The organism is Niveispirillum sp. CC-CTL257, from assembly GCF_059489915.1.
In genome coordinates this window covers 1,455,942-1,475,086 of the sequence record NZ_JCAJXE010000001.1, presented here as the reverse complement: position 1 = coordinate 1,475,086, position 19,145 = coordinate 1,455,942, and the positions used below count along the sequence as shown (strand labels likewise).

Annotated in this window: 17 protein-coding genes; 9 read left to right on the top strand and 8 right to left on the bottom strand. The window is 66.1% G+C overall.

Features of this window, described 5'->3' with window-relative positions; genetic code table 11:
• Positions 1-56: 56 nt before the first annotated feature.
• Positions 57-446, top strand: coding sequence for a DUF779 domain-containing protein (locus tag ABC729_RS07075; RefSeq protein WP_495606929.1), 390 nt, complete (start codon positions 57-59; stop codon positions 444-446).
• Positions 447-468: 22 nt separating this feature from the next.
• Here ABC729_RS07075 and ABC729_RS07070 read toward each other — a convergent pair whose 3' ends face one another.
• Both ABC729_RS07070 and nosP read right to left on the bottom strand, forming a co-directional pair.
• Positions 469-2,721 (bottom strand): PAS domain-containing hybrid sensor histidine kinase/response regulator, encoded by a 2,253-nt coding sequence (locus ABC729_RS07070; RefSeq protein ID WP_495606928.1) that lies wholly within the window; start codon positions 2,719-2,721, stop codon positions 469-471.
• A complete protein-coding gene (gene nosP / locus ABC729_RS07065) occupies positions 2,718-3,857 on the bottom strand; it encodes a nitric oxide-sensing protein NosP (RefSeq protein WP_495606927.1) in 1,140 nt (379 codons plus the stop codon). Before nosP ends, ABC729_RS07070 begins: the two co-directional genes overlap by 4 nt.
• Before the next feature lie 204 nt (positions 3,858-4,061).
• Here nosP and ABC729_RS07060 point away from each other — a divergent pair, with 204 nt between their 5' ends.
• The 3 genes from ABC729_RS07060 (at position 4,062) to ABC729_RS07050 (ending at position 8,338) form a co-directional block, all read left to right on the top strand.
• Positions 4,062-5,243: an ABC transporter substrate-binding protein gene (locus ABC729_RS07060; RefSeq protein ID WP_495606926.1), complete on the top strand. Its 1,182-nt coding sequence runs from the start codon at positions 4,062-4,064 to the stop codon at positions 5,241-5,243.
• Positions 5,244-5,322: 79 nt separating this feature from the next.
• Positions 5,323-7,410 carry a 4Fe-4S binding protein gene (locus ABC729_RS07055; protein ID WP_495606925.1) on the top strand — a complete coding sequence of 696 codons (2,088 nt, stop codon included), beginning with the start codon at positions 5,323-5,325 and terminating at the stop codon, positions 7,408-7,410.
• Positions 7,400-8,338, top strand: a complete 939-nt coding sequence (locus ABC729_RS07050) for an FAD:protein FMN transferase (protein WP_495606924.1) — start codon at positions 7,400-7,402, stop codon at positions 8,336-8,338. The genes ABC729_RS07055 and ABC729_RS07050 overlap by 11 nt, the downstream gene beginning before the upstream one ends.
• Here ABC729_RS07050 and ABC729_RS07045 read toward each other — a convergent pair.
• Together ABC729_RS07045 and ABC729_RS07040 are read right to left on the bottom strand one after the other, a co-directional pair.
• On the bottom strand, positions 8,335-8,955 hold the full coding sequence (locus ABC729_RS07045; protein WP_495606923.1) for a response regulator: 621 nt from the start codon (positions 8,953-8,955) through the stop codon (positions 8,335-8,337). The two genes, ABC729_RS07050 and ABC729_RS07045, sit on opposite strands and share 4 nt — an antisense overlap.
• Positions 8,948-10,216, bottom strand: a complete 1,269-nt coding sequence (locus ABC729_RS07040) for a sensor histidine kinase (RefSeq protein ID WP_495606922.1) — start codon at positions 10,214-10,216, stop codon at positions 8,948-8,950. The genes ABC729_RS07045 and ABC729_RS07040 overlap by 8 nt, the downstream gene beginning before the upstream one ends.
• A gap of 194 nt (positions 10,217-10,410) precedes the next feature.
• On the opposite strand from ABC729_RS07040, the gene ABC729_RS07035 reads away from it, so the two are divergent.
• Positions 10,411-12,678, top strand: a complete 2,268-nt coding sequence (locus ABC729_RS07035) for a TonB-dependent receptor (protein ID WP_495606921.1) — start codon at positions 10,411-10,413, stop codon at positions 12,676-12,678.
• A gap of 27 nt (positions 12,679-12,705) precedes the next feature.
• On the opposite strand, the gene ABC729_RS07030 is transcribed toward ABC729_RS07035, so the two are convergent.
• From ABC729_RS07030 to ABC729_RS07020, 3 genes are all read right to left on the bottom strand, one after another.
• The gene (locus ABC729_RS07030) at positions 12,706-13,914 is read right to left on the bottom strand and encodes an NAD(P)/FAD-dependent oxidoreductase (RefSeq protein ID WP_495606920.1); all 1,209 of its coding nucleotides are present in this window, start codon (positions 13,912-13,914) and stop codon (positions 12,706-12,708) included.
• A 126-nt stretch (positions 13,915-14,040) separates the two neighbouring features.
• Complete coding sequence (locus ABC729_RS07025) at positions 14,041-14,583, bottom strand: RrF2 family transcriptional regulator (protein WP_495606919.1); 543 nt, start codon at positions 14,581-14,583, stop codon at positions 14,041-14,043.
• 67 nt (positions 14,584-14,650) lie between these two features.
• Complete coding sequence (locus ABC729_RS07020; protein ID WP_495606918.1) at positions 14,651-15,553, bottom strand: LysR family transcriptional regulator; 903 nt, start codon at positions 15,551-15,553, stop codon at positions 14,651-14,653.
• A gap of 105 nt (positions 15,554-15,658) precedes the next feature.
• Between ABC729_RS07020 and ABC729_RS07015 the strand changes: the two genes are divergently transcribed.
• From ABC729_RS07015 to ABC729_RS07000, 4 genes are all read left to right on the top strand, one after another.
• Positions 15,659-16,837 carry an MFS transporter gene (locus ABC729_RS07015; RefSeq protein ID WP_495606917.1) on the top strand — a complete coding sequence of 393 codons (1,179 nt, stop codon included), beginning with the start codon at positions 15,659-15,661 and terminating at the stop codon, positions 16,835-16,837.
• Between the two features lie 46 nt (positions 16,838-16,883).
• A complete protein-coding gene (locus tag ABC729_RS07010; RefSeq protein ID WP_495606916.1) occupies positions 16,884-17,213 on the top strand; it encodes an ArsR/SmtB family transcription factor in 330 nt (109 codons plus the stop codon).
• Positions 17,210-17,668, top strand: a complete 459-nt coding sequence (locus ABC729_RS07005) for an SRPBCC family protein (protein WP_495606915.1) — start codon at positions 17,210-17,212, stop codon at positions 17,666-17,668. Before ABC729_RS07010 ends, ABC729_RS07005 begins: the two co-directional genes overlap by 4 nt.
• A gap of 102 nt (positions 17,669-17,770) precedes the next feature.
• Positions 17,771-18,238: an SRPBCC family protein gene (locus ABC729_RS07000; RefSeq protein ID WP_495606914.1), complete on the top strand. Its 468-nt coding sequence runs from the start codon at positions 17,771-17,773 to the stop codon at positions 18,236-18,238.
• On the opposite strand, the gene ABC729_RS06995 is transcribed toward ABC729_RS07000, so the two are convergent.
• Positions 18,220-19,119, bottom strand: coding sequence for an SDR family oxidoreductase (locus tag ABC729_RS06995; protein ID WP_495606913.1), 900 nt, complete (start codon positions 19,117-19,119; stop codon positions 18,220-18,222). The two genes, ABC729_RS07000 and ABC729_RS06995, sit on opposite strands and share 19 nt — an antisense overlap.
• Between the last annotated feature and the right edge of the window lie 26 nt (positions 19,120-19,145).

Sequence of the window (19,145 nt, the reverse complement as noted above, 5' to 3'; positions counted from 1 at the left end):
GGGTGGCGTCCACAGGCGTCACCCGCCTTCTTTGTTTATGGCCTGAGGAGGTGTCTATGGTTCCCCGCGTTCTGTCCACGCCCACCGCCGATGTGTTGATCGACCGGCTGCGCGCTGTCCACGGGCCGGTGATGTTTCATCAATCTGGCGGATGCTGTGACGGGTCGGCACCGATGTGTTACCCGGTCGGGGAGTTCAAGGTGGGCAGCCGCGACGTCTATCTGGGTGATATCCATGGCGCATCGGTGTTCATCGGCGCCGCCCAGTTCGAATATTGGGAACATACGCAACTGATCATCGATGCTGTGCCAGGCCGGGGGGCCGGTTTTTCCCTGGAAGGGCCGGAGGGCATGCGTTTTCTGACCCGGTCCCGTGTGTTCACGGATGAAGAGGCGACGGCGCTGCTGGCCGAAGGCCCGCCGCCGCGCGGGGATCAGATCGAGTAGGAAGCGCCCCGGTTCGCGCTTCCTACCCGATCAACTGTGTCACCAGGGCCCGCAATTGTGCGGGCTTTACGGGTTTGGTCAGCAGGGCATAGCCGTCGCGCTGCACCCGTTCATGGATATCCGCCGTCCGGTTGGCGGTGATGACCATGGCCGGGATGTCATGGCCGCGTGCCTGGATGATGCGGGCGATGGCATCGACGCCGATAGCGCCGTTTTCCAGATGATAATCGGCGATGATCACATCGGGCCAGCCGCCCAGGGCGGGCAGGGCATCCATGGCGCTGCCGGCGCAGGGTGCCACCTGCACCTGACAGCCCCAGCCGCGCAACAGGGCACCCATCCCGTCCAGAATGGCCTGCTCATTGTCGATGACCAGGATGCGCGCACCGGTCAGGGGGCTGGCGGGTGTTGTGCTGCGCGTGGCATTGGGCAGGGTCGACCGCTTCTTGCTGCCCAGCGGCACGGTAACGGTGAAGGCCGATCCCTTGCCGATGCGCGACCGCAGGCCGATGGGCGTGTTCAGCATGCGGCCCGCCCGCTGTACGATGGCAAGGCCAAGCCCCATGCCCCGGTCGCGGCCGGCGGGGCGGTCGGCACCTTCCAGACGGCGGAATTCCTCAAACACTTCGTCCAGCTTGTCCGCCGGGATGCCGGGACCGGTGTCCAGCACCTCAATCCGCACCCCATCCGCTACCCGTCGGCAACCAACCAGGACACGGCCCCTGCGGGTGTAACGCAGGGCGTTGGAGACGAAGTTCTGCAGGACGCGGCGCAGCAGGCGCATGTCGGTATGGACGATGGCCTTGCATGGCAGGACACGCAGATCCAGTCCGCGCTCCTTCGCCACCGGCGCATATTCCGCCTGCATCGATGACAGCAGCATGGCCAGCGGGAAATCATCCAACTGAGGTTGCACCACGCCGGCATCCAGCTTGGAAATATCCAGCAGTGCTTCCAGCAGGTCTTCGACCGACAGCAGGGCCGCATCGGTCTTTTCCACCAGCATGCGGGTGCCAGCCTCATGTTCCCCCTCGGTCAGGGCCGACACGAACAGGCGGGCAGCGTTCAGAGGCTGCAGCAGGTCATGGCTGGCGGCGGCCAGGAACTTGGTCTTGGACAGGTTGGCCTGTTCGGCGGCGGTCTTCGCCTCGCGCAGCTTGGCCTCGATCTGCTGACGCTCGGCGATCTCCTGCTTCAGGGCGGCGGTGCGTTCGGCCACACGGCGTTCCAGGCCTTCATTGGCTTCGCGCAGATCCTCCGCCGCGCGCCGGCGCTCGGTCACGTCCTGGATCAGGGAGAAGAAGCCCAGCACCGCGCCATCGGGTGCGAAATGTGGGACATAGGTCGCCTGGGAATAGCGCTTGCCGGACCGTGTGTCGAATTCCAGGTCGAACTGTGTTTCCTGTCCCGCCATGACGGTGCCGATATGCGGGCGGCGGCGGCGATATTCATCATCCCCCAGCAGTTCGCGCATGGTCGATCCTACGATCTCATGCCGGGGGCGGCGGAACATCTCACCATAGCGGCGGTTCACGAACCGGTAGGTCTCATCCGCATCGACATAGGCGATCAGGGCCGGCATGGCATCGGTGATCAGGCGGATACGTTCCTGGCCGTCGCGGGCGTCGCGTTCCTTCACATCGGTGATGTCGGTATAGATGCCGACAATGCCGCCATCGCGGGTGCGCCGCTCATTGATCTGAATCCAGCGCCCGTCGGCCAGGGCGTGGACATGGGTGCCGTCGGCCCCCGCATGCTGCGCCACCCGTTCGCGGACCCAGCGGTCGGGGCCGGCGGTATCCGGCACCACCGACCCGCGCGACACCGCCATCTGTGCGATCTCGCCAAAGCTGATGCCCGGCCGGATCAGGTCGGCGATGGCGGGCCAGAGAGACAGGTAGGTCTGGTTGCATAGGACCAGACGGTCATCAGCATCGAACAGGGCAAAGCCCTCATTCACGCTTTCAATGGCCTCCGCCAGCCGCGTCTGCGCGGTTTCCGCCGCTTCCTTGGCGCGGGCCAGTTCCCCGTTGGACGCTTCCAGCTCCCGCAGGGTTTCTTCCACCTGCTGGGTCCGTTCGCGCACCCGGCTTTCCAGGACGATGGCCGTCTGGAACAGGGAGAAGGCGCTGCCATGATAGTCCATGGACCGTTCGACCCGGTCCATCAGCGCCTTGTTGATGCGCTTAAGCTTCCAGTTCTCCCGCTCCAGAAGCGCGATACGCTCCTGCTCCGGCGTGGGCAGGTCGTTGGCGGGATCGGGCAGGGCGCTCATCGCGCACCTATGGCCAGACCGGTGAAGGTCTGGTTCACATGCATGGCGTTATATTGTTCGCCATAGGTACAGAAGCCCACGACGTTCTGGCTGGCCAGCACCTTGGATGCCGCCTGCTTCAACTGCTTCTGCTCGAGTTCCAGCGAGCGGAAAACGCAATCGAAGCCCAGGATCAGGTCGGGCCTGCCGATTTCCGCCGTCAGACCATCGAACAGTTCCTGAAGGTTGCGCACGATATCCACGCCGGTGGCCACCGTCAGCACGATGCCCTCATCAATGGCGCAGAAGAAGGTCAGGCTTTCATCCTCATTCACCTTCTGGATGGAGCGCACATAATATTCCCCGCCCACCCGGACCACGACCGGGTAGGAGGCGAAGATCATCGGCGTCAGCGGCTCGCCTTCCAGCCCCACCATGCGGGCATATTCGCGGGCCGCCGGTTCGGCATTGATTTCCGTGACGATGCGGCGGGTGGGGTCTGCCTGGGTGACCACCATCTTCTGGTCGGTATGAACAAAATGCTGGTTGCGGAACACCTTGAAGGGCCGCGTGGTGGTCAGGATCAGCAGCACGCCGGCATCGACATGGAATTCCCCATCATGCAGGACATGCGTCGCCTCAAACCGCATATCGTCGCCCGCCGACCCGCCGATCAGGGGCAAGCCGCCCAGCGCGTCATGCAGGGCGCTGATGATCAGTTCCTCCTTCACGCACAGGCCATCGACCAGGAACAGGGCGACATGACGGGCATCGGGGCCCATTTCGATGGCGGTATCCTCCGCCTCGGCCAGAAGCTCCCGCACCTTTGGCTTGGCGTCGCCGATCTCAAACCGGCTGACATGGTCAAAGCGCGCGATGCTGGCCGCGAAATCACCCTTGGGGAAGGCCACCGCCGTAATGGAGCCATCCATATATCCCAGCGGCGTCAGCTCCCCCGACGTCGTGCAGCCCACGGTCGGTACGCCCGGAAAGCGGGCGCGCAGCGAGGCCGCCACGGCGGGCAGGTCGTAGTGGGAGGAGCAGAACAGCACGATCAGTGCCGGATCTGCGGCTGCCAGATCGCTGTGAAGTTCGTCGATGGCCGCCGCCGGGTCCGCCAGATGTGTGCAGGCCCGTACCAGCGACCGGGTTGGCATTGGCGGCATACGCCCCTGGACCTCGGTTCTGTCACCCCCCGGCAACGGGCCGGGGGCTTTGACCGATGATGGTAAGGTGACGGACGGGTACTTGCCAAGCCGTCGTACCCGCACCGGCGCTTAGACCATAGTGCAATGTCACGCCTGCGCGCGCGGGCCTATCCGGGGATGGAGAATCCGCGTCGATGACGAGGGGGATGTTCCATGCTGCGCGCCCTGTTCCTTGCCCTGGCTTTATGCGGTGCCTTTCCTGCGCTGGCTGCCGATCCGGCGGTGACGCCGGGGGCGGGGATTGCCCGGCTTGCCATCGGCTTCATCGGCACCGACGACCCGCCCGCCACACCGCTTTCCTTTCTGGACCCGGTCATCCGCGATGGGGCGCTGATGGGCGCGCGGCTGGGTATTCAGGACGGTAATGTCACGGGCCGGTTCCTGAAGAAGGAGTTCATCCTGGTGGAGGGGCGGGAGGGTGATGTGGATGCCATGCTGGGCCAGGGCGTGCGCTTCATCGTCGCCGATCTGCCCAGCGATGCCTTGCTGCGCGTGGCGGACAAGGCGGCGGCCAAGGGAGCAATCGTGATCAATGCGCGGGCGCGCGATGATGGCCTGCGCAACGCGCAATGCCGCGCCAACCTGCTGCACACCATCCCCAGCCGGCGAATGCTGGCCGATGCGCTGGGTCAGTATCTGGTCACCCGGCGCTGGACCAGCTGGTTCCTGGTCACCGGTGCGGGGCCGGGGGACAAGCCCTTTGCCGATGCTGTGCGCCGCACGGCCAAACGCCTGGGGGCAAAGATCGCGGAGGAGAAGGATTGGACCTTCGATGTGGGCCATGCCCGCACCGATGACGGCTTCAGCAATGAACGTGACGTGGTGTCCACCTTCACGCGCGGGGCCGATCATGACGTGTTGATCGTCGCGGATGAAGACGGGGCATTTGGCGACTTCCTGTCCTACCGCACGTCCCGCCCGCGGCCCGTGGCCGGCACCGCCGAACTGACACCCACCGCCTGGTCGCGGGTGTTTGAGCAATGGGGCGGGACACAGCTTCAGAACCGGTTCCAGGTGTTGGCGGGACGGGTGATGACCGAACGCGACTATGCCGCCTGGACGGCAGTGCGCGCCGTGACAGAGGCGGCAGGCAAGGTGAAGAGCGGGGATGCGGCGGCGGTGGCGATGACGCTGAAAGACCCCGGTTTCACCCTGGCGGCGTTCAAGGGACAGGCGTTGAGCTTCCGTCCCTGGGACGGGCAGTTGCGGCAACCCGTGCTGATCACCTCTCCCCGCCTGCTGGTCTCCGTCTCCCCGCAGGAGGGCTATTTGCACCAACGCACGCCGCTGGACAGTCTGGGTGATGATGAGGGGGAGAGCCTGTGTCGGCGGTAAGGGGCCGCCCCTGAAACCAAAGTCCAATTCCCGCTTCCCGGCCAGCGTCATAGTTTTTCCCCAACATTTGGGGGATGCGATGCTGTTGCGCTGGGTCCTGTTGCTGCTGCTGCTGATATCTGGCGGGCCGGCGCGGGCGGCGTTGAGCGAGGCGGAGATGGCCCGCCTGCTGCCCGACGGCTACAGCCTGGGGGAGAAGGATCGGCAGGTGCCGGCCTGGCCGCTGATCAAGGCGGGGATGGTGGCGGGGTACATCTTTGAGACGGGGAGCCTGACGCCCATTCCGGGATTTTCCGGTACGCCCATGAACCTGTCGGTCGCCATGGATGATACGGGCCGGCTGCTGGACGTGCAGATCGTGTCGCAGCATGAACCGGTCTTCGTCGATGGGCTGGGCCCGCAGCCCTTCGCCGATTTCCTGACCCAGTATCGCGGCCTGACCATCCGGCAGAACATCAAGATCGGCAGCCAGTATGGCGCGTCAGATCGGGCGGGCAGCACGTCGGTCACGCTGGATGGGGTGGCAAAGGCCACGGCCAGCCTGCGCATCGCCAACCTGAGCATCATGGGTGCTGCGACCAAGGTGGCGCAGGCCAAGATGGCCGCCATCGCGCCCAAGCCGAAATCCCTGCCGCGCACCGATGCTGATGAAGTCATGGAGTGGGCGGCGCTGGTAGAACAGGGCCTTGTCCGGCATCTTCGCCTCAGCAATGCGCAGGTGGAGGCGGCGTACAGGGGCAGCATCTTTGCGGGGCTGGATATGGAGGGGATAGGAGACCCCGACGGCACCTTTGTCGACCTGTGGATCGCCTATCTGAACAGTCCCGGTATTGGGCGTTCCCTGCTGGGTGACGCGCAGCATGCCCATCTGATGGCGCGGTTGCAGCCTGGGGAGGAGGCGCTGCTGGTCATGTCCAGCGGGCGTTATTCCTACACCGGCCCTGATTTTGTGCCGGCCACGGTGCCGGACCGGCTGTCGGTCCGCCAAGCCGGCTTTCCCGTCAATATCCGCGACATGGTGCATGACTACACCCTGCCCGCCGGGGTGCCGGCGGCGGATGAGGTGCGGCTGTTCCGCATCGACGGTTCCGCCGCCTTCGACCCGGCCAGCCCCTGGACTCTGTCGCTGCGGGTGATCCGGGAAAAGGGCGTGATCCGACCGGAGCAGGGGATACAGGATTTCCCCCTGGATTACGCGCTGCCGCCCGACCTGTTCACGCGGCCTGTGGTGGAGGAGCCGACGCCGGAATGGTTGTTGGCCTGGAGTAGCCGGTTGCCGGAACTATCGGTGCTGGGCCTGATGCTGCTGGGTCTGACGGCGGGGTTGATCGCGCAGACGCGCCTGTCGCGGCGGGAGCGGCTGTTCTATTGGACGCGGATGGGGTTCCTGGCGGCGACGCTGGGCTTTATCGGCATCTACGCGCAGGGGCAGCTGTCCATCGTGACGGTGCAGGGGTTGGTGAAGGGGGCCGCGCGGGGGATGGATTTCGGCTTCCTGCTCTATGATCCCATCTCCCTGCTGCTTTGGGCCTATGTCGCGGTTGCGTCGATCATCTGGGGGCGGGGGACGTTCTGCGGCTGGCTGTGCCCGTTCGGGGCGTTGCAGGAATTTGCCGATGCGCTGGGCCGCCTGCTGCGGCTGCGGCAGGTGCGGGTGCCGGGATGGCTGGACGGTCGGCTGGTGCTGCTGAAATACGCGGTACTGGCGGTGCTGCTGGTCACCGCCTTGATCGCACCGACTGAGGCGGAGACGGTGGCGGAGGTGGAGCCGTTCAAGACGGCCATCACCCTGACCTTCCTGCGCGACCTGCCCTTTGTGATCTATGCCGGGTTCTGGCTGCTGCTGGGCACGGTGATGTTCAAGCCGTTCTGCCGCTATGTCTGTCCGCTGGGCGCGTTTCTGGCGCTGGCGGGACGGTTGCGGGTGCTGGACTGGATACCCAGGCGGACGGCCTGTGGCAGTCCGTGCCAGCTTTGCACCGCGCGCTGCCGGTACAAGGCCATCCGACGTGATGGCTCCATCCGTTATGACGAATGTTTCCAGTGTCTGGATTGTGTCGGCATCTATGCCGATGAAGGGCGCTGTGTGCCGCTGGTCGTGGCCGCCAAACATGGGGCCGGGGCGGCGGCGCGCATTGGGGGGAAGGGGAATGTTCATGCCACCTGAAACCCGGATCAGCCGCCGTCGCGTGCTGCGCCTGTCGGCGGTGGCGCTGGCCGGGGCGGGTGTCGCCCTGTGGCCCCGCAAACCGCCGCCCGTCACCTGGACGGGGCAGGCCATGGGCGGACCCGCCAGCCTGACCCTGCATGGGGTGGAGGAGGCGACGGCGCGGCGGCTCCTCGCGCGCGTGGCGGCGCTGGTGGATGCGATGGAGGGGCTGTTCAGCCTGCACCGGCCCGACAGCCTGCTGTCGCGCCTTAACCGGGAGGGGGAGGTGGGCGCCCCGCCCGCCGCCTTCACCGACCTGCTGCGTCAGGCGCTGTCGGTGGCGGCGGCCACAGGCGGGGCGTTCGATCCGACGGTACAGCGGCTATGGGACCTGTACCGTGGTGGGGAACCGGATGCGGAGGCACTTCGCGCCACCATGGGCACGGTCGGGTGGCGGCGGGTTTGGGTGGCGCGCGACCGGGTGCGGTTGGCACCCGGCACGCAGCTGACCCTGAACGGCATTGCCCAGGGCTATATCACTGACCGGGTAACCGATCTGCTGCTGTCCCATGGGGTGGGGCATATGCTGGTCGATATGGGCGAACCGCGCGGGATCGGCCTGCGCGAGGATGGACAGGAATGGCGGCTGGGCATTGCCGACCCGGATGCCGTGGGGCGCATCCTGTCAACGGTGCCCGTGTCGGGCCGGGCCATCGCCACGTCCGCCCCGCGCGGTACCTTGATCGATGCGGCGGGACGGTTCGGGCATATTCTGGACCCAACCACGGGACGGCCGGCGATGGCCTGGCGGCAGGTCAGTGTCGCGGCGAACACGGCGACCTTGGCCGATGCAATGTCCACCGCGATTGCGGCCACGGCACCGGCGCGCGCGGCATCCCTGATTGGGGGGAGCGGGGCGGCTGTGGTGATGGGGGTGGTGGCCTAACCCCCCGCCCGCCGCTGTACCGCCACCCTGACCAAATCTGCGGTGCGTCGGACGCCGAAGCGGTTTCGCAGGCGGACCAGGGTATTGGCGACGGTTTTATAGCTGATGCCCAGCCGGCGCCCGACATCATCAAGGTTCGTTGTGTCCGCCAGAATATCCAGGAGTTCGGCCTCCCGCTCCGTCAGGGCGGTTTCGCGGTTGGGCAGGGCCAGGGCGCGGGCGATGTCAGCGGACAGCCAGCGGTCGCCGCGCAGGGCGGCCTCCGCCGCCTGTACCAGAGCGTCGGGCGCGTCCGATTTGGTGACATAGGCGGCGGCCCCCATCTCCAGGCAGCGGCCCGCGATGCCCGGCGTTTCATGCATGGAAAACACCACCACCCGTCGCCCAGCCCCCGTCAGTTCCCGGACAAGGTCCAGCCCGCTGGGCGTGCCGGGCAGGTTCAGGTCGGCCACCACCAGATCGGGATTGTGTCGGGCCACCTGTTCACGGGCGGCAAGGCCATCGGCGGCTTCCACCACGCGGAAGCGGGACAAGGGCGGTTCCAGCAATTGCCGGCAGCCGCCACGCACGATGGCATGGTCGTCAACGACCAGGATCAGGGGAGCGGCGTCAGCCATGATGTTCCTGCGTTCGGGGGGATGAAAGCGGGATAGGCAGGGTGGCCTGCACCAGGGTCAGGCCGGCATCGTCAGTCAGGATCGTGAAATCCCCGCCCAGGGCACGCACCCGTTCACGCATGCCGATGATGCCATGGCCCGGCGGCGCGTCATTGCCCAGGCCACCGCCATTGTCGGTGACGCGCAGGGTTACGCCCTGATCATCGCCTTCAATTGAAAGGCCGACATGCGTCGGCCTGCCATGGCGCAGGGCGTTCAGCAGTGCCTCGTTGGCGATGCGGTACAGGGTCAGGTCGGCAGCTTCGGAACGGGTGAAGGCATCGTCGTCCAGGCTGGTGGTGAAGCGGATGTCCGTGTGCTGCCGCGCCAAGCCGTCCATCAGGTCGCGCAGGATGTCGGCGGCGTGCAGATGGTCCAGCCCCATGGGGCGCAGCCGGTTCAGGATACGGCGCGACAGATCCCGGATACCGGCAGCGGCGTTGGCGATGGCATCGGCCCGCGCGATGGCGTCGCCGGCGGGAACCGGCCCGGTGCCGGCCGCCCGTGCGATGGCATGGGCATCGACCCGGATACCGAACAGCATGGGCCCCAGCTCATCATGCAGGTCCCTGGCCAGCTGGGCGCGTTCCTGATCCTGCAGGGCGATCAGGCTGTGCGACAGGGCCGCGTTTTCCGCGCGCGCCGCCGTCAGTTCCCGGTCCAGGCGGGCAATACGCTGTCCGATGGCGGCCAGTTCCGGGATACCATCCCCGGTTGGCGTCTCTGCCGCACGGCCCTGGGCCAGCCGGTCGAGCGCCTGCGCGAACCCATGCAGCGGGGCCAGCGCGCGGCCGACCAGCAGGTAAAGGGCTGCCAGCAGCAGGGCCAGCGTCGCCAGCGCCGTCCAGGCCAGCGCTACCGTATCGGACCAGACCTCCGCCACCTCATCCACCGGGTCGGCGCGCAGCAGCCAGTGTCCACCGGGTGCGGGCAGCATTATGTCGGGTGCACCATCCCAGACCAGGGCCACGAACCAGTCGGGCACACCCGGATGCCGGGTGCCGGCCGGTGGAATGATGGTGCCGTCGGGGATGAACAGGCGGGTGACATGGCGGACATGGCCCGTGATGTTCGCCGGACGCGAATGGGCCAGATTCAGGGCGGCGTCGGTTTCGGCGCGTACCGCCACACGGGCGCTGCCCACCGTAACCGCCAGCCCCGCCAGCGCCGACAGGACCGCCGCCAGCATCACCAGCAGAATGATCCGCCATCGCAGGGACAAGCCGCCCTTCCTTTCAGGAGTTACTAAAAAAGTCCAGGTTAAGCTCTGCCTCCGGCACTAGCCATTGGTCGAAAGTATCAGGATGAATATCCCGCCATGGCCGGGAGGTTTTGCTGCCCCCATGGTCCAATTGCCGCCAACCCCTGCCCCGCGTCCCAATAGCGGCAACAAAGACCTGTTCCGGGGACGAAACAATGCGCCGCACCCATACGCTGTGCCTGCTGACCACCGCCTTGCTGACGCAGGCTGCCCTTGCCAACCCCGTGGCACGGACGGAGGAGGTGATTGTGATCGGCACCGCCGGTGGGCGCGAAGGCGTGCCGCTGGAAAGGTTGCCGGCGAATGGCCGCAACCTGGACAGCGCCGAGATGAACCGGCCCGGCACGGTCACAGCGACGGAAGGGTTGCAACGCCGGTTGGGCGCGGTGGCCGCCATCGACAGTCTGGGCAATCCCTGGCAGCAGGGTTTGGCCCTGCGCGGCTTCACGGCGGCCCCGGCCCTGGGTGAGCCGCAGGGCGTCGTCGTCTATCAGGACGGGATGCGGGTGAACGAGGCGTTTGGCGATGTGGTGCAATGGGACCTGTTGCCCGTGTTCGCCATCGGTCAGGCGCAGGTGGTGGCGGGGTCCAACCCGGTTTTCGGCCCCAACAGCCTGGGCGGTGCCGTGATCCTGTCCATGAAGGATGGGTTCGGTTACCAGGGGCTGGGCGGGGATATCAGCGCCGGATCGGATGGTTTCCTGTCCGTCACGGCAGAGGCCGGGGGCAGCGATGGCGATGTCGGTTATTATCTGGGCCTGTCGCAGGGGCGGGATGATGGCTGGCGTGATTTTTCGCCCAACCGCCTGTCGCGCGCCTATGGCGACGCCCTGTACCGGCCCGATGCGGCGACGGAGTTTGGTGTCTCCCTGACGGCGGCGACATCGGAACTGACAGGCAATGGGGCGGCACCGGGCGACCTTCTGGCGGAGAACCGGCGCGGGGTGTTCACCCATCCCGACGCCACCGACAGCGACCTTCTGGCGCTGGCCTTCCGTGGGAAGACGGAAGCCGGCGATGGCTGGACCTTGCGCGCCGCCGGTTACTGGCGTCACCTGAAACGACGCACGGCGAATGGCGATCAGGGGGAGTTTGAGGAATGCGGCACCGGCATCTGTTTTGAGGAAGGCGACGATCTGGAACCCGTGATCGGGGCCGATGGCCGCCCCGTCACGAGCCTGGATGAGGAACCGGACGCCGTGTTCAACCGTACCCGCACCCGCACCGACGGCCAGGGGATCAGTTGGCAGGCACGACAGGCAGGCGCGCTGGGCGGCATGGACAATATCCTGATCCTGGGGGCCAGTCTGGATCATGCCCGCACCCGCTATGGCAGCGGGACGGAACTGGGCGAACTGGACGCCACGCGCGGGGTGGAAAGCCTGGGCATCGCCATCGGCAATGACGAGTTCAATGTCGGGCTGAAGACCCGGTCCTGGATCGCGGGGGCCAGTGTTTCCGATACGCTGTCCCTGACGCCCGATCTGCATCTGACGGGGGCGCTGCGCCTGACCCATGCCGATCTGCGCCTGCGCGACCAGTTGGGCGATGATCTGGATGGGGATCACACCTATACGGCGTTGAACCCCGGTGTCGGGCTGGCCTGGAATGCGGGCGCCGACACCACGCTTTACGCAGCAGTGAATGAGAGCAACCGCATCCCGACGCCGGCGGAACTGTCCTGCGCCGATCCGGAAAAGCCCTGCCGCTTCCCCAATGCCTTCCTGGCCGATCCGCCGCTGGACGATGTGCGGTCGCGGACATGGGAGGTGGGGGCGCGGGGGCGACTGTCGGATGGCGCCGTCGAATGGTCGCTGTCAGCCTTCCGCACCGATAACCGCGACGACATCATCTTTATCTCTGCGGGGCCGATTGTGGGCACCGGCTATTTCGACAATGTCGGGCGCACGCGGCGCCAAGGTTTGGAGGCGGGGCTTTCCGGGGAGGCGGGGGCCGTCAGCTGGTTTGCCGATTACGCCCTGGTCAGGGCGAGCTTCCGCACGCCCCTGTCCATCCAGGCCCCGGACAATCCGGAGGCGAATGAAGAAGGGGAGATCGCGGTGGAACGTGGCGACCGTATTCCCGGCATCCCCCTGCACAGCCTTAAGATCGGGGCGGATATGGCGCTGACGGATCGGCTGACCGTGGGGGCGGAGATGCAATATTCATCCAGCCGTTATCTGCGCGGGGATGAAGCGAACCTGACCGACCCGATCGGCGGCTTTGCCCTGTTCAACCTGTCGGCCCGCTATCAGGTTCTGGACGGTGTGACCTTGCATGCGCGGGTCGATAACCGGTTCGACCGCCGCTACGCGACCTTCGGCATCTATGGGGAGGCGGATGAGATGGGGTTCGAGGATGCGCGTTTCCTGTCGCCCGGTGCCCCCCGGCGCTTCGTGGGTGGTCTGTCGGCGCGGTTTTGATGCCCGCGCCGACAGCGTGTTTTGGTTTTACGGGACAATCACATAGTCGGGATTGGCGACGGCAAAAACGGCGTCGCGGTCGGGGGCGGGCGGGTAGATCCAGATCTGGTTGATCTCCTGCTTGATCTTCTTGCCTTCTTCCCGCGTGAACCGAACCTGCCGGTCCCAGCCCTCGGTATACAAGGCACCCCAGGGGCCAAGGTCCAGGCAGGTGACATATTTCGGCTGGCTGTAGGGGTGGGTGGGAAGGCCCACCAGTTCAGCCGCCGCATTATGGCCCGCGACACGGCCCAGGCTCAGCCCATGCTGACAGGTCATGGGGGCGACATTGCCGATATCATCGGTGGCGGCGCGCACGGTATCACCGGTAACGAAAATGCCATCGGCGGCAGGTGCCCGCAGGAAGGCATCGCCCACCACACGGCCCAGATTGTCATGGTCGCCCGGTACCTGGGCCGCCAGCGGGTGGGCACGCATGCCGGCGGTCCAGATCACCGTCTGGGTCGGGATACGTTCGCCGTTCGACAGGGTCACGCTTTCGGCGTCGATGGCGGCAACGCGCAGGCCGGCACGCGGCTCCACCCCGGTTTCGGCCAGAGCCTCCCGGATGACGGGCAGGGGGCCGGTGCCGAATTCCGATCCGATCTCCGGTGCGGTATCCACGATGATGGTGCGGATGGCGGCCTGTTTACCCAGGATAGCGCGCAGGCGGGTGGGGATTTCGGTGGCGGTTTCCAGGCCCGTGAAGCCGCCGCCGGCGACCACCACGGTATTGCGGCCCAGGCTTTCGGGCCGGTTGGCCAGCGACTTCAGATGCGCGTCCAGGACCTGCGCGCCGTCCAGCGTATCGACATTAAAGCCATGTCCCTTCAACCCCGGAATGGGCGGCGTGAACAGGCGGCTGCCGGTGGCCAGCACGAACCGGTCATAGGGAAGGGTCCGCGGCGCGCCGTCACGGGGCAGGAAGGTCACTTGCTTGCGGTCGGCATCGATACTGTCCACGATCCCGGCCAGATGCGTCACGCCGACGGCGGCCAGCAGGGCGGAGATGTCGGGGGCCATATTCTCCAGCACCGCCTCGTACAGGCGGGGGCGGATGATCAGGTTGGGGGTGGGGGAGATCATGGTGATCGCCACCTCTTCCCCCTTACCGGCCAGATGGACCGCACGGGCGGCGGACAGGGCGGCCCAGAGGCCGGCAAAGCCGGACCCGGCGATAATGATCTGCTTGGTCATGGTCTTATCCTCTTGTCGGTGGGCATGGGGGTTCATTCCCGCCGGGTGGCGGGTCGGGGAAAGATGGACAAAGGGGTGGCGTCGGCGGGCGATGGTCTACCGTCAGTTTCTCAAAAGGAAATCAAATCAGTCCTGGTCGTCGCGGGGTGGGCGACCGCCGCGCGCGGTGCGTCCCTGCATACGGTCCCCGATCCAGGCCTGGATATCGGTGAAGAATTCTTGTGGCGCCTTTGACCCGAAACGCTGGGCCACCTTGCCCAGGGTCTGCGACGCCAGACTGTCGCGCATGGCCTTTTCCGCCTGCATCATGGCGGCATGCACCGCACAGACACCGGAGGTAGCCCAGCCCGGCGGGCTATTGCCGAATAATGCACAGCGGCCCCGTATTTCCTGACAGTCGAACAGGGGCTTGTCCCCTTCGATCGCGTCCACGATCGCCAGGAACGTGATCTCGTCCGCCGGGCGGGCCAGGCGGTAGCCGCCCCTGACCCCCTCGCTCGCCCTCACGATCCCGGCCTTTTCCAGTTTCTGGAAGATCTTGGCCAGGAAGCTGGGCGAGATACCCTGAAGCTCGGCGAGGTCACGGCTGGACAAAGCCGCATCCTCATTCCCGATCAGCCAGAGCAGGCCGTGTATCCCATATTCAACGCTTGCGGTGATGTGTGCCATAACGCGGACTGTATCGATCCGCGTTTGGTCCGTCAAGTGTAAAAACGCGGATAAAATCAGTCCGCGTTTATTTTTCTGGCGTCACCTTCATTCCGTCGACGGTCAGGGCGGCGCGCAGTGCCGCGATGAACACCCGTACCTTCTGCGGCAGCAGCCGGCTGGTGGGATAGACGGCCCAGATATTGATGGGTTCCGGCGACGCATCGGCCAGATCGACGCGGACCAGCCGGCCATTGGCGAGGTCTTCCGCCACGTTCCATTCCGACAGAAGGGTGATGCCGCCCCCGGCGCGGGCGGCGGCGCGGCAGCCCTGGACATTGCTGGCCGTAAAGCGGCTGTTCAGGCGCACATGTTTTTCGATTCCGTCGGCGATGAAGGTCCAATGGCTGGTCCCGAACAGGGACAGACAGGAGTGCAGGGCCAGATCGGCGGTGGTGGCGGGGTGGCCGTGGCGGGTCAGATAATCCGGGCTGGCCACCAGCAGGCGGGGATTATCGGCCAGCTTGCGCGCGATCAAGCCGCTGTCGCGCAGGCGGGCGATGCGGATGGCAAGGTCGGTGCCGCTGGCGATCAGGTCGGGCATGGTGTCGGACAGGTCCAGCGCGATGCGCAGATCGGGATGCCGGTCCAGCAGGCGCGGCACCAGCGGCGCTACATAGCGGGTGCCGAATGCCACCGTCGTTGACACCCGTAGCAGACCGGTGGCCGCCGCCTTGTCCGACCGCAGCCGGGCCAGCGCCTCCGCCTCGCTGTCCAGCAAGGCCTGGGCATAGGGGAGAAAGGTTTCTCCCTCCGGTGTCAGGGACAGGGCGCGGGTGGAGCGATGCAGAAGCCGGACACCCAGATGCGCTTCCAGGCTGGCCAACCGGCGGGTGGCCGCCATGGGCGTAATGCCCAACCGTCGCGCCGCCCCGGCCAGACTGCCGGCGCTGACCACATGGGTGAAGACTAGGGCGTCCTGCGTGTCCATTGTAACGACTTTCGTGATACTGGCTTAACGAACTCCCAGACTAAAACGAAAATCGTGGTTGGTATAGATGATGTGCATCGCAGCAATCGGGAAGAGGACCCGGAGATGCAATCGTCCAGCTTTCATCAACAGACCGTCGCCGCCCCCCTGGGCAAGGATGCCCTGTTCGGCATGGCGACGGCGGCGGGGCTTGCCGTCGCCAATATCTATTACAACCAGCCCATGCTGGGCCTGATCAGCGCGGAGTTCCAGCGACAGGGCGGGGCAGGGCCGGTCGCCACCGCCACACAGCTGGGCTATGCGTTGGGCCTGTTCTTTCTGGTGCCGCTGGGCGACATGCTGCCCCGGCGCTGGCTGATCATCGGGCAGTTCATGGCGCTGTTGCTGGCCCTGTCCCTGACGGCGGTGGCGCCATCGCCCCTGATGCTGTCGCTGTCGTCGCTGCTGGTCGGTGCGATGGCAACCGTGGCACAGCAGATCGTGCCGCTGGCCGCCAGCCTGTCCAGCCCGGAACGGCGTGGGACGACGGTGGGCACGGTGATGGCGGGGCTGCTGTCGGGCATTCTGTTCAGCCGTACCCTGGCCGGATTCGTCGCGTCCCATGCCGGGTGGCGGGAGATGTTCTGGCTGGGTGTGCCGTTGGCCATGTTAGGTGCTGTGCTGATGGTGCTGGTCCTGCCGGTGGAGTCGGAGACGCGCACAGGACCGCGTCCCCGGTACGCCGCGATCATGCGCTCGCTGATCCATCTGTGGCGGCGGGAACGGCTGCTGCGCACAGCCACATTGGTGCAGGCCAGCTTGTTTGCGTCCTTTACGGTGTTTTGGACGGTTTTGGCCTTCCGGTTGGAGGCTTTCGGGTTGGGCGCGGAGGCGGCGGGCCTGTTCGGGGTGGTCGGCGCGGTCGGCATTCTGGCGGCACCCGTGGCCGGGCGTCTGGCCGACCGGCATGGGGCCCATCCGGCCATCTGGCTGGGCGCCGCCGCGACCCTGATTGCGTGGGTCCTGTTCGGGATGTGGGCGGGGCTGGCGGCGCTGGTGGTCGGCGTTATCGTGCTGGATTTCGGCATCCAGGGGGCGCTGGTGTCGCATCAGCAGCAGATATTCGCCCTGGACCCCGCCGCGCGCAGCCGGATCAACACCCTTTTCATGACGGGCATGTTCCTGGGTGGTGCTGTGGGATCGGCCAGCGCCATTCGGGTCTGGGCTGACTTTGGCTGGGAAGGCACCTGTCTGCTGGGTGGTGGCTTCGCCCTGCTGGGCCTGCTGGTGAAGCGGCGGGAATGAATCATTAGTGTTGACTCATGATTTAGCCTGGGCTAATGATTTCTCCATGATCGAAGCCGAAGCCATCAACCATATCATGCGCGCGCTGGCGGACCCGACGCGGCGCGGCATGTTCGAACGGATCGCCAGCGAAGGCGAGGTCAGTGTCACCGACCTGACCCGCAGCAGCGGCGTGACGCAGGGGGCCGTATCCCAGCATCTGAAGGCCTTGAAACAGGCCGGTCTGGTGTTGGAGCGACCGGAGGGGCGCAAGGTTTATTACCGCGCCCGACCGGAAGGGTTGGAGCCCCTGTCCGCCTGGATGGACCATTACCGCGCGTTCTGGCGCGACCGGCTGGCCGATCTGCGCACCGTCCTGGAGGAAATGGACCCATGAGCGTGAGCATGACCAAGCCCCGCACCCGCGACATCGTGGAGGAAACGACATATCCCTATGAGGTGGAGCGCGTCTGGCGTGCCCTGACCGATGGCGAGCTGATGGCGAAATGGATGATGCGGCCCACGGGCTTCGCCGCCATTGTTGGCCAGCAATTCACCTTTCAGACCACGCCCGCCGGCGCCTGGGATGGCACCATCCGGTGTGAGGTGCTGGAGGTGCTGCCGGGGGAACGCCTGTCCTACGCCTGGCGGGGCGGTGATGCCCGCAATGTCGGTTATGGCTCGCTTCTTGACACCATCGTGACCTTTACCCTGACCAGGGTCGCGGGCGGAACGCGCCTACGGGTCGTCCATGCCGGCTTTGACCTGCCGCGCAACGAAACCGCCTTCACCAACATGGGCGAGGGCTGGAAAAAGGTCGTCCGCCGCCTGGAAGACGCCATTTCCCAGTAAGAAACCAGCGCTTCGTAAGAGGCCGTCGTCAGTCGTTCTCCATCCCATCCGACGCGATCCCGCGCCGGAAACGCCCTTGCTCACCCATGATAAGGAAGCATCATGCCTGATATCCTGCATCGTATCGGTTTCAAGAATGTCGCCCCGGAGGCGGTTTTCAACGCGCTGGTCAGTGTCGAAGGCCTGTCACGCTGGTGGACCGAGGGAACCACAGGTCGGGGAGCGGCGGTGGGTGACAGCCTGCATTTCGGCTTCGGCGACCGTGGCTTCTTCGACATGAAGGTGGAGACCGTGGAGGCACCGACGCATCTGCGCTGGCTGGTTACCGACGGGCCGGCGGAATGGATCGGTACCCATGTCACCTGGGACCTGCGGCGGGAGGGGGATTATACGATCCTGCTGTTCCGGCATCAGGGCTGGAGGGAGCCGGTGGAGTTCATGCACCATTGCAGCACGAAATGGGGCATCTTTCTGTTGAGCCTGAAGGACTTGATGGAAGGCCGCACGGCCAGCCCCTGGCCGCGCGACACCCATATCGATGACTGGTGTGATCAGGCGACCGGGAAATAAGCGTCGCTGTCCAGATCGGCCAGCAGGTCGGCTTCAACCGGGGTCCAGCCCAGTTGGGCGCGCGTATAATCGGCACTGGCCGGTACATCCATGGCGGTAAAGCCCCCGATCCAGCCGAAATGCGCGGCGGCAGCGGCCCCGTCGGTTGATACCTGCGGCAGATTCAGACGGCGGGCGATGATGGCGGTGATGTCGCGGAACGGCACCCCGCCATCCGCCACCCCATGCCAACGTGCCCCGGCCCGCGCCTTTTCCACCGCCAGCCGATAGAGGCGCGCGGCATCCAGCCGATGCACGGCGGGCCAGCGGTTGCCGCCATCCCCAACATGGGCGGCAACGCCCTTCTGCCGGGCAAGCGCGATCAGCATGGGCACGAACCCATGGTCGCCGGCCCCATGCACGCTGGGCGGCAGGCGGATGATGCCGGCATTGACGCCCTGATCCAGCAAGGCCACCGCCGCCTGTTCCGACGCCGCGCGGGGATGGGCGTGCGAACCGGTGGCGGGTTCCACATCCTCCGTCAGCAATCGTCCGGCGGGCAGGATACCGATGCCCGACGTGACCAGCAAAGGTCGGTCGCTGCCCGCCAGGGCCGAGCCCAGAGCGGCGATGACCCGCCGGTCCATCTCGCAATTGTCGCGGTATGTGGAGAAATCATGGTTGAAGGCGGTGTGGATGACGCCGTCGGCCCCCTCCGCCCCTGTGCGCAGGCTGTTGAGGTCGGTCAGGTCACCCCGATGGGCGGTGGCACCCAGACGGGCCAGGGTGTCGGCCCCCGCATCGCTGCGCACCAGCCCGGTGACCGTGTGCCCGGCATGGATCAGGTCGGTGACAATGGCGCTGCCGATGAAGCCCGTGGCGCCGGTGACGAAGATATGCATGGAACATTCCTATCAGAAAGGGCCGC

Excerpts from the sequence above, each read along its gene's own strand:
- ABC729_RS07075 (WP_495606929.1), top strand. The coding sequence starts at position 57 with ATGGTTCCCCGCGTTCTGTCCACGCCCACCGCCGATGTGTTGATCGAC.
- ABC729_RS07070 (WP_495606928.1), bottom strand. The coding sequence starts at position 2,721 with ATGAGCGCCCTGCCCGATCCCGCCAACGACCTGCCCACGCCGGAGCAG.
- nosP (WP_495606927.1), bottom strand. The coding sequence starts at position 3,857 with ATGCCAACCCGGTCGCTGGTACGGGCCTGCACACATCTGGCGGACCCG.
- ABC729_RS07060 (WP_495606926.1), top strand. The coding sequence starts at position 4,062 with ATGCTGCGCGCCCTGTTCCTTGCCCTGGCTTTATGCGGTGCCTTTCCT.
- ABC729_RS07055 (WP_495606925.1), top strand. The coding sequence starts at position 5,323 with ATGCTGTTGCGCTGGGTCCTGTTGCTGCTGCTGCTGATATCTGGCGGG.
- ABC729_RS07050 (WP_495606924.1), top strand. The coding sequence starts at position 7,400 with ATGCCACCTGAAACCCGGATCAGCCGCCGTCGCGTGCTGCGCCTGTCG.
- ABC729_RS07045 (WP_495606923.1), bottom strand. The coding sequence starts at position 8,955 with ATGGCTGACGCCGCTCCCCTGATCCTGGTCGTTGACGACCATGCCATC.
- ABC729_RS07035 (WP_495606921.1), top strand. The coding sequence starts at position 10,411 with ATGCGCCGCACCCATACGCTGTGCCTGCTGACCACCGCCTTGCTGACG.
- ABC729_RS07030 (WP_495606920.1), bottom strand. The coding sequence starts at position 13,914 with ATGACCAAGCAGATCATTATCGCCGGGTCCGGCTTTGCCGGCCTCTGG.
- ABC729_RS07025 (WP_495606919.1), bottom strand. The coding sequence starts at position 14,583 with ATGGCACACATCACCGCAAGCGTTGAATATGGGATACACGGCCTGCTC.
- ABC729_RS07020 (WP_495606918.1), bottom strand. The coding sequence starts at position 15,553 with ATGGACACGCAGGACGCCCTAGTCTTCACCCATGTGGTCAGCGCCGGC.
- ABC729_RS07015 (WP_495606917.1), top strand. The coding sequence starts at position 15,659 with ATGCAATCGTCCAGCTTTCATCAACAGACCGTCGCCGCCCCCCTGGGC.
- ABC729_RS07010 (WP_495606916.1), top strand. The coding sequence starts at position 16,884 with ATGATCGAAGCCGAAGCCATCAACCATATCATGCGCGCGCTGGCGGAC.
- ABC729_RS07005 (WP_495606915.1), top strand. The coding sequence starts at position 17,210 with ATGAGCGTGAGCATGACCAAGCCCCGCACCCGCGACATCGTGGAGGAA.
- ABC729_RS07000 (WP_495606914.1), top strand. The coding sequence starts at position 17,771 with ATGCCTGATATCCTGCATCGTATCGGTTTCAAGAATGTCGCCCCGGAG.
- ABC729_RS06995 (WP_495606913.1), bottom strand. The coding sequence starts at position 19,119 with ATGCATATCTTCGTCACCGGCGCCACGGGCTTCATCGGCAGCGCCATT.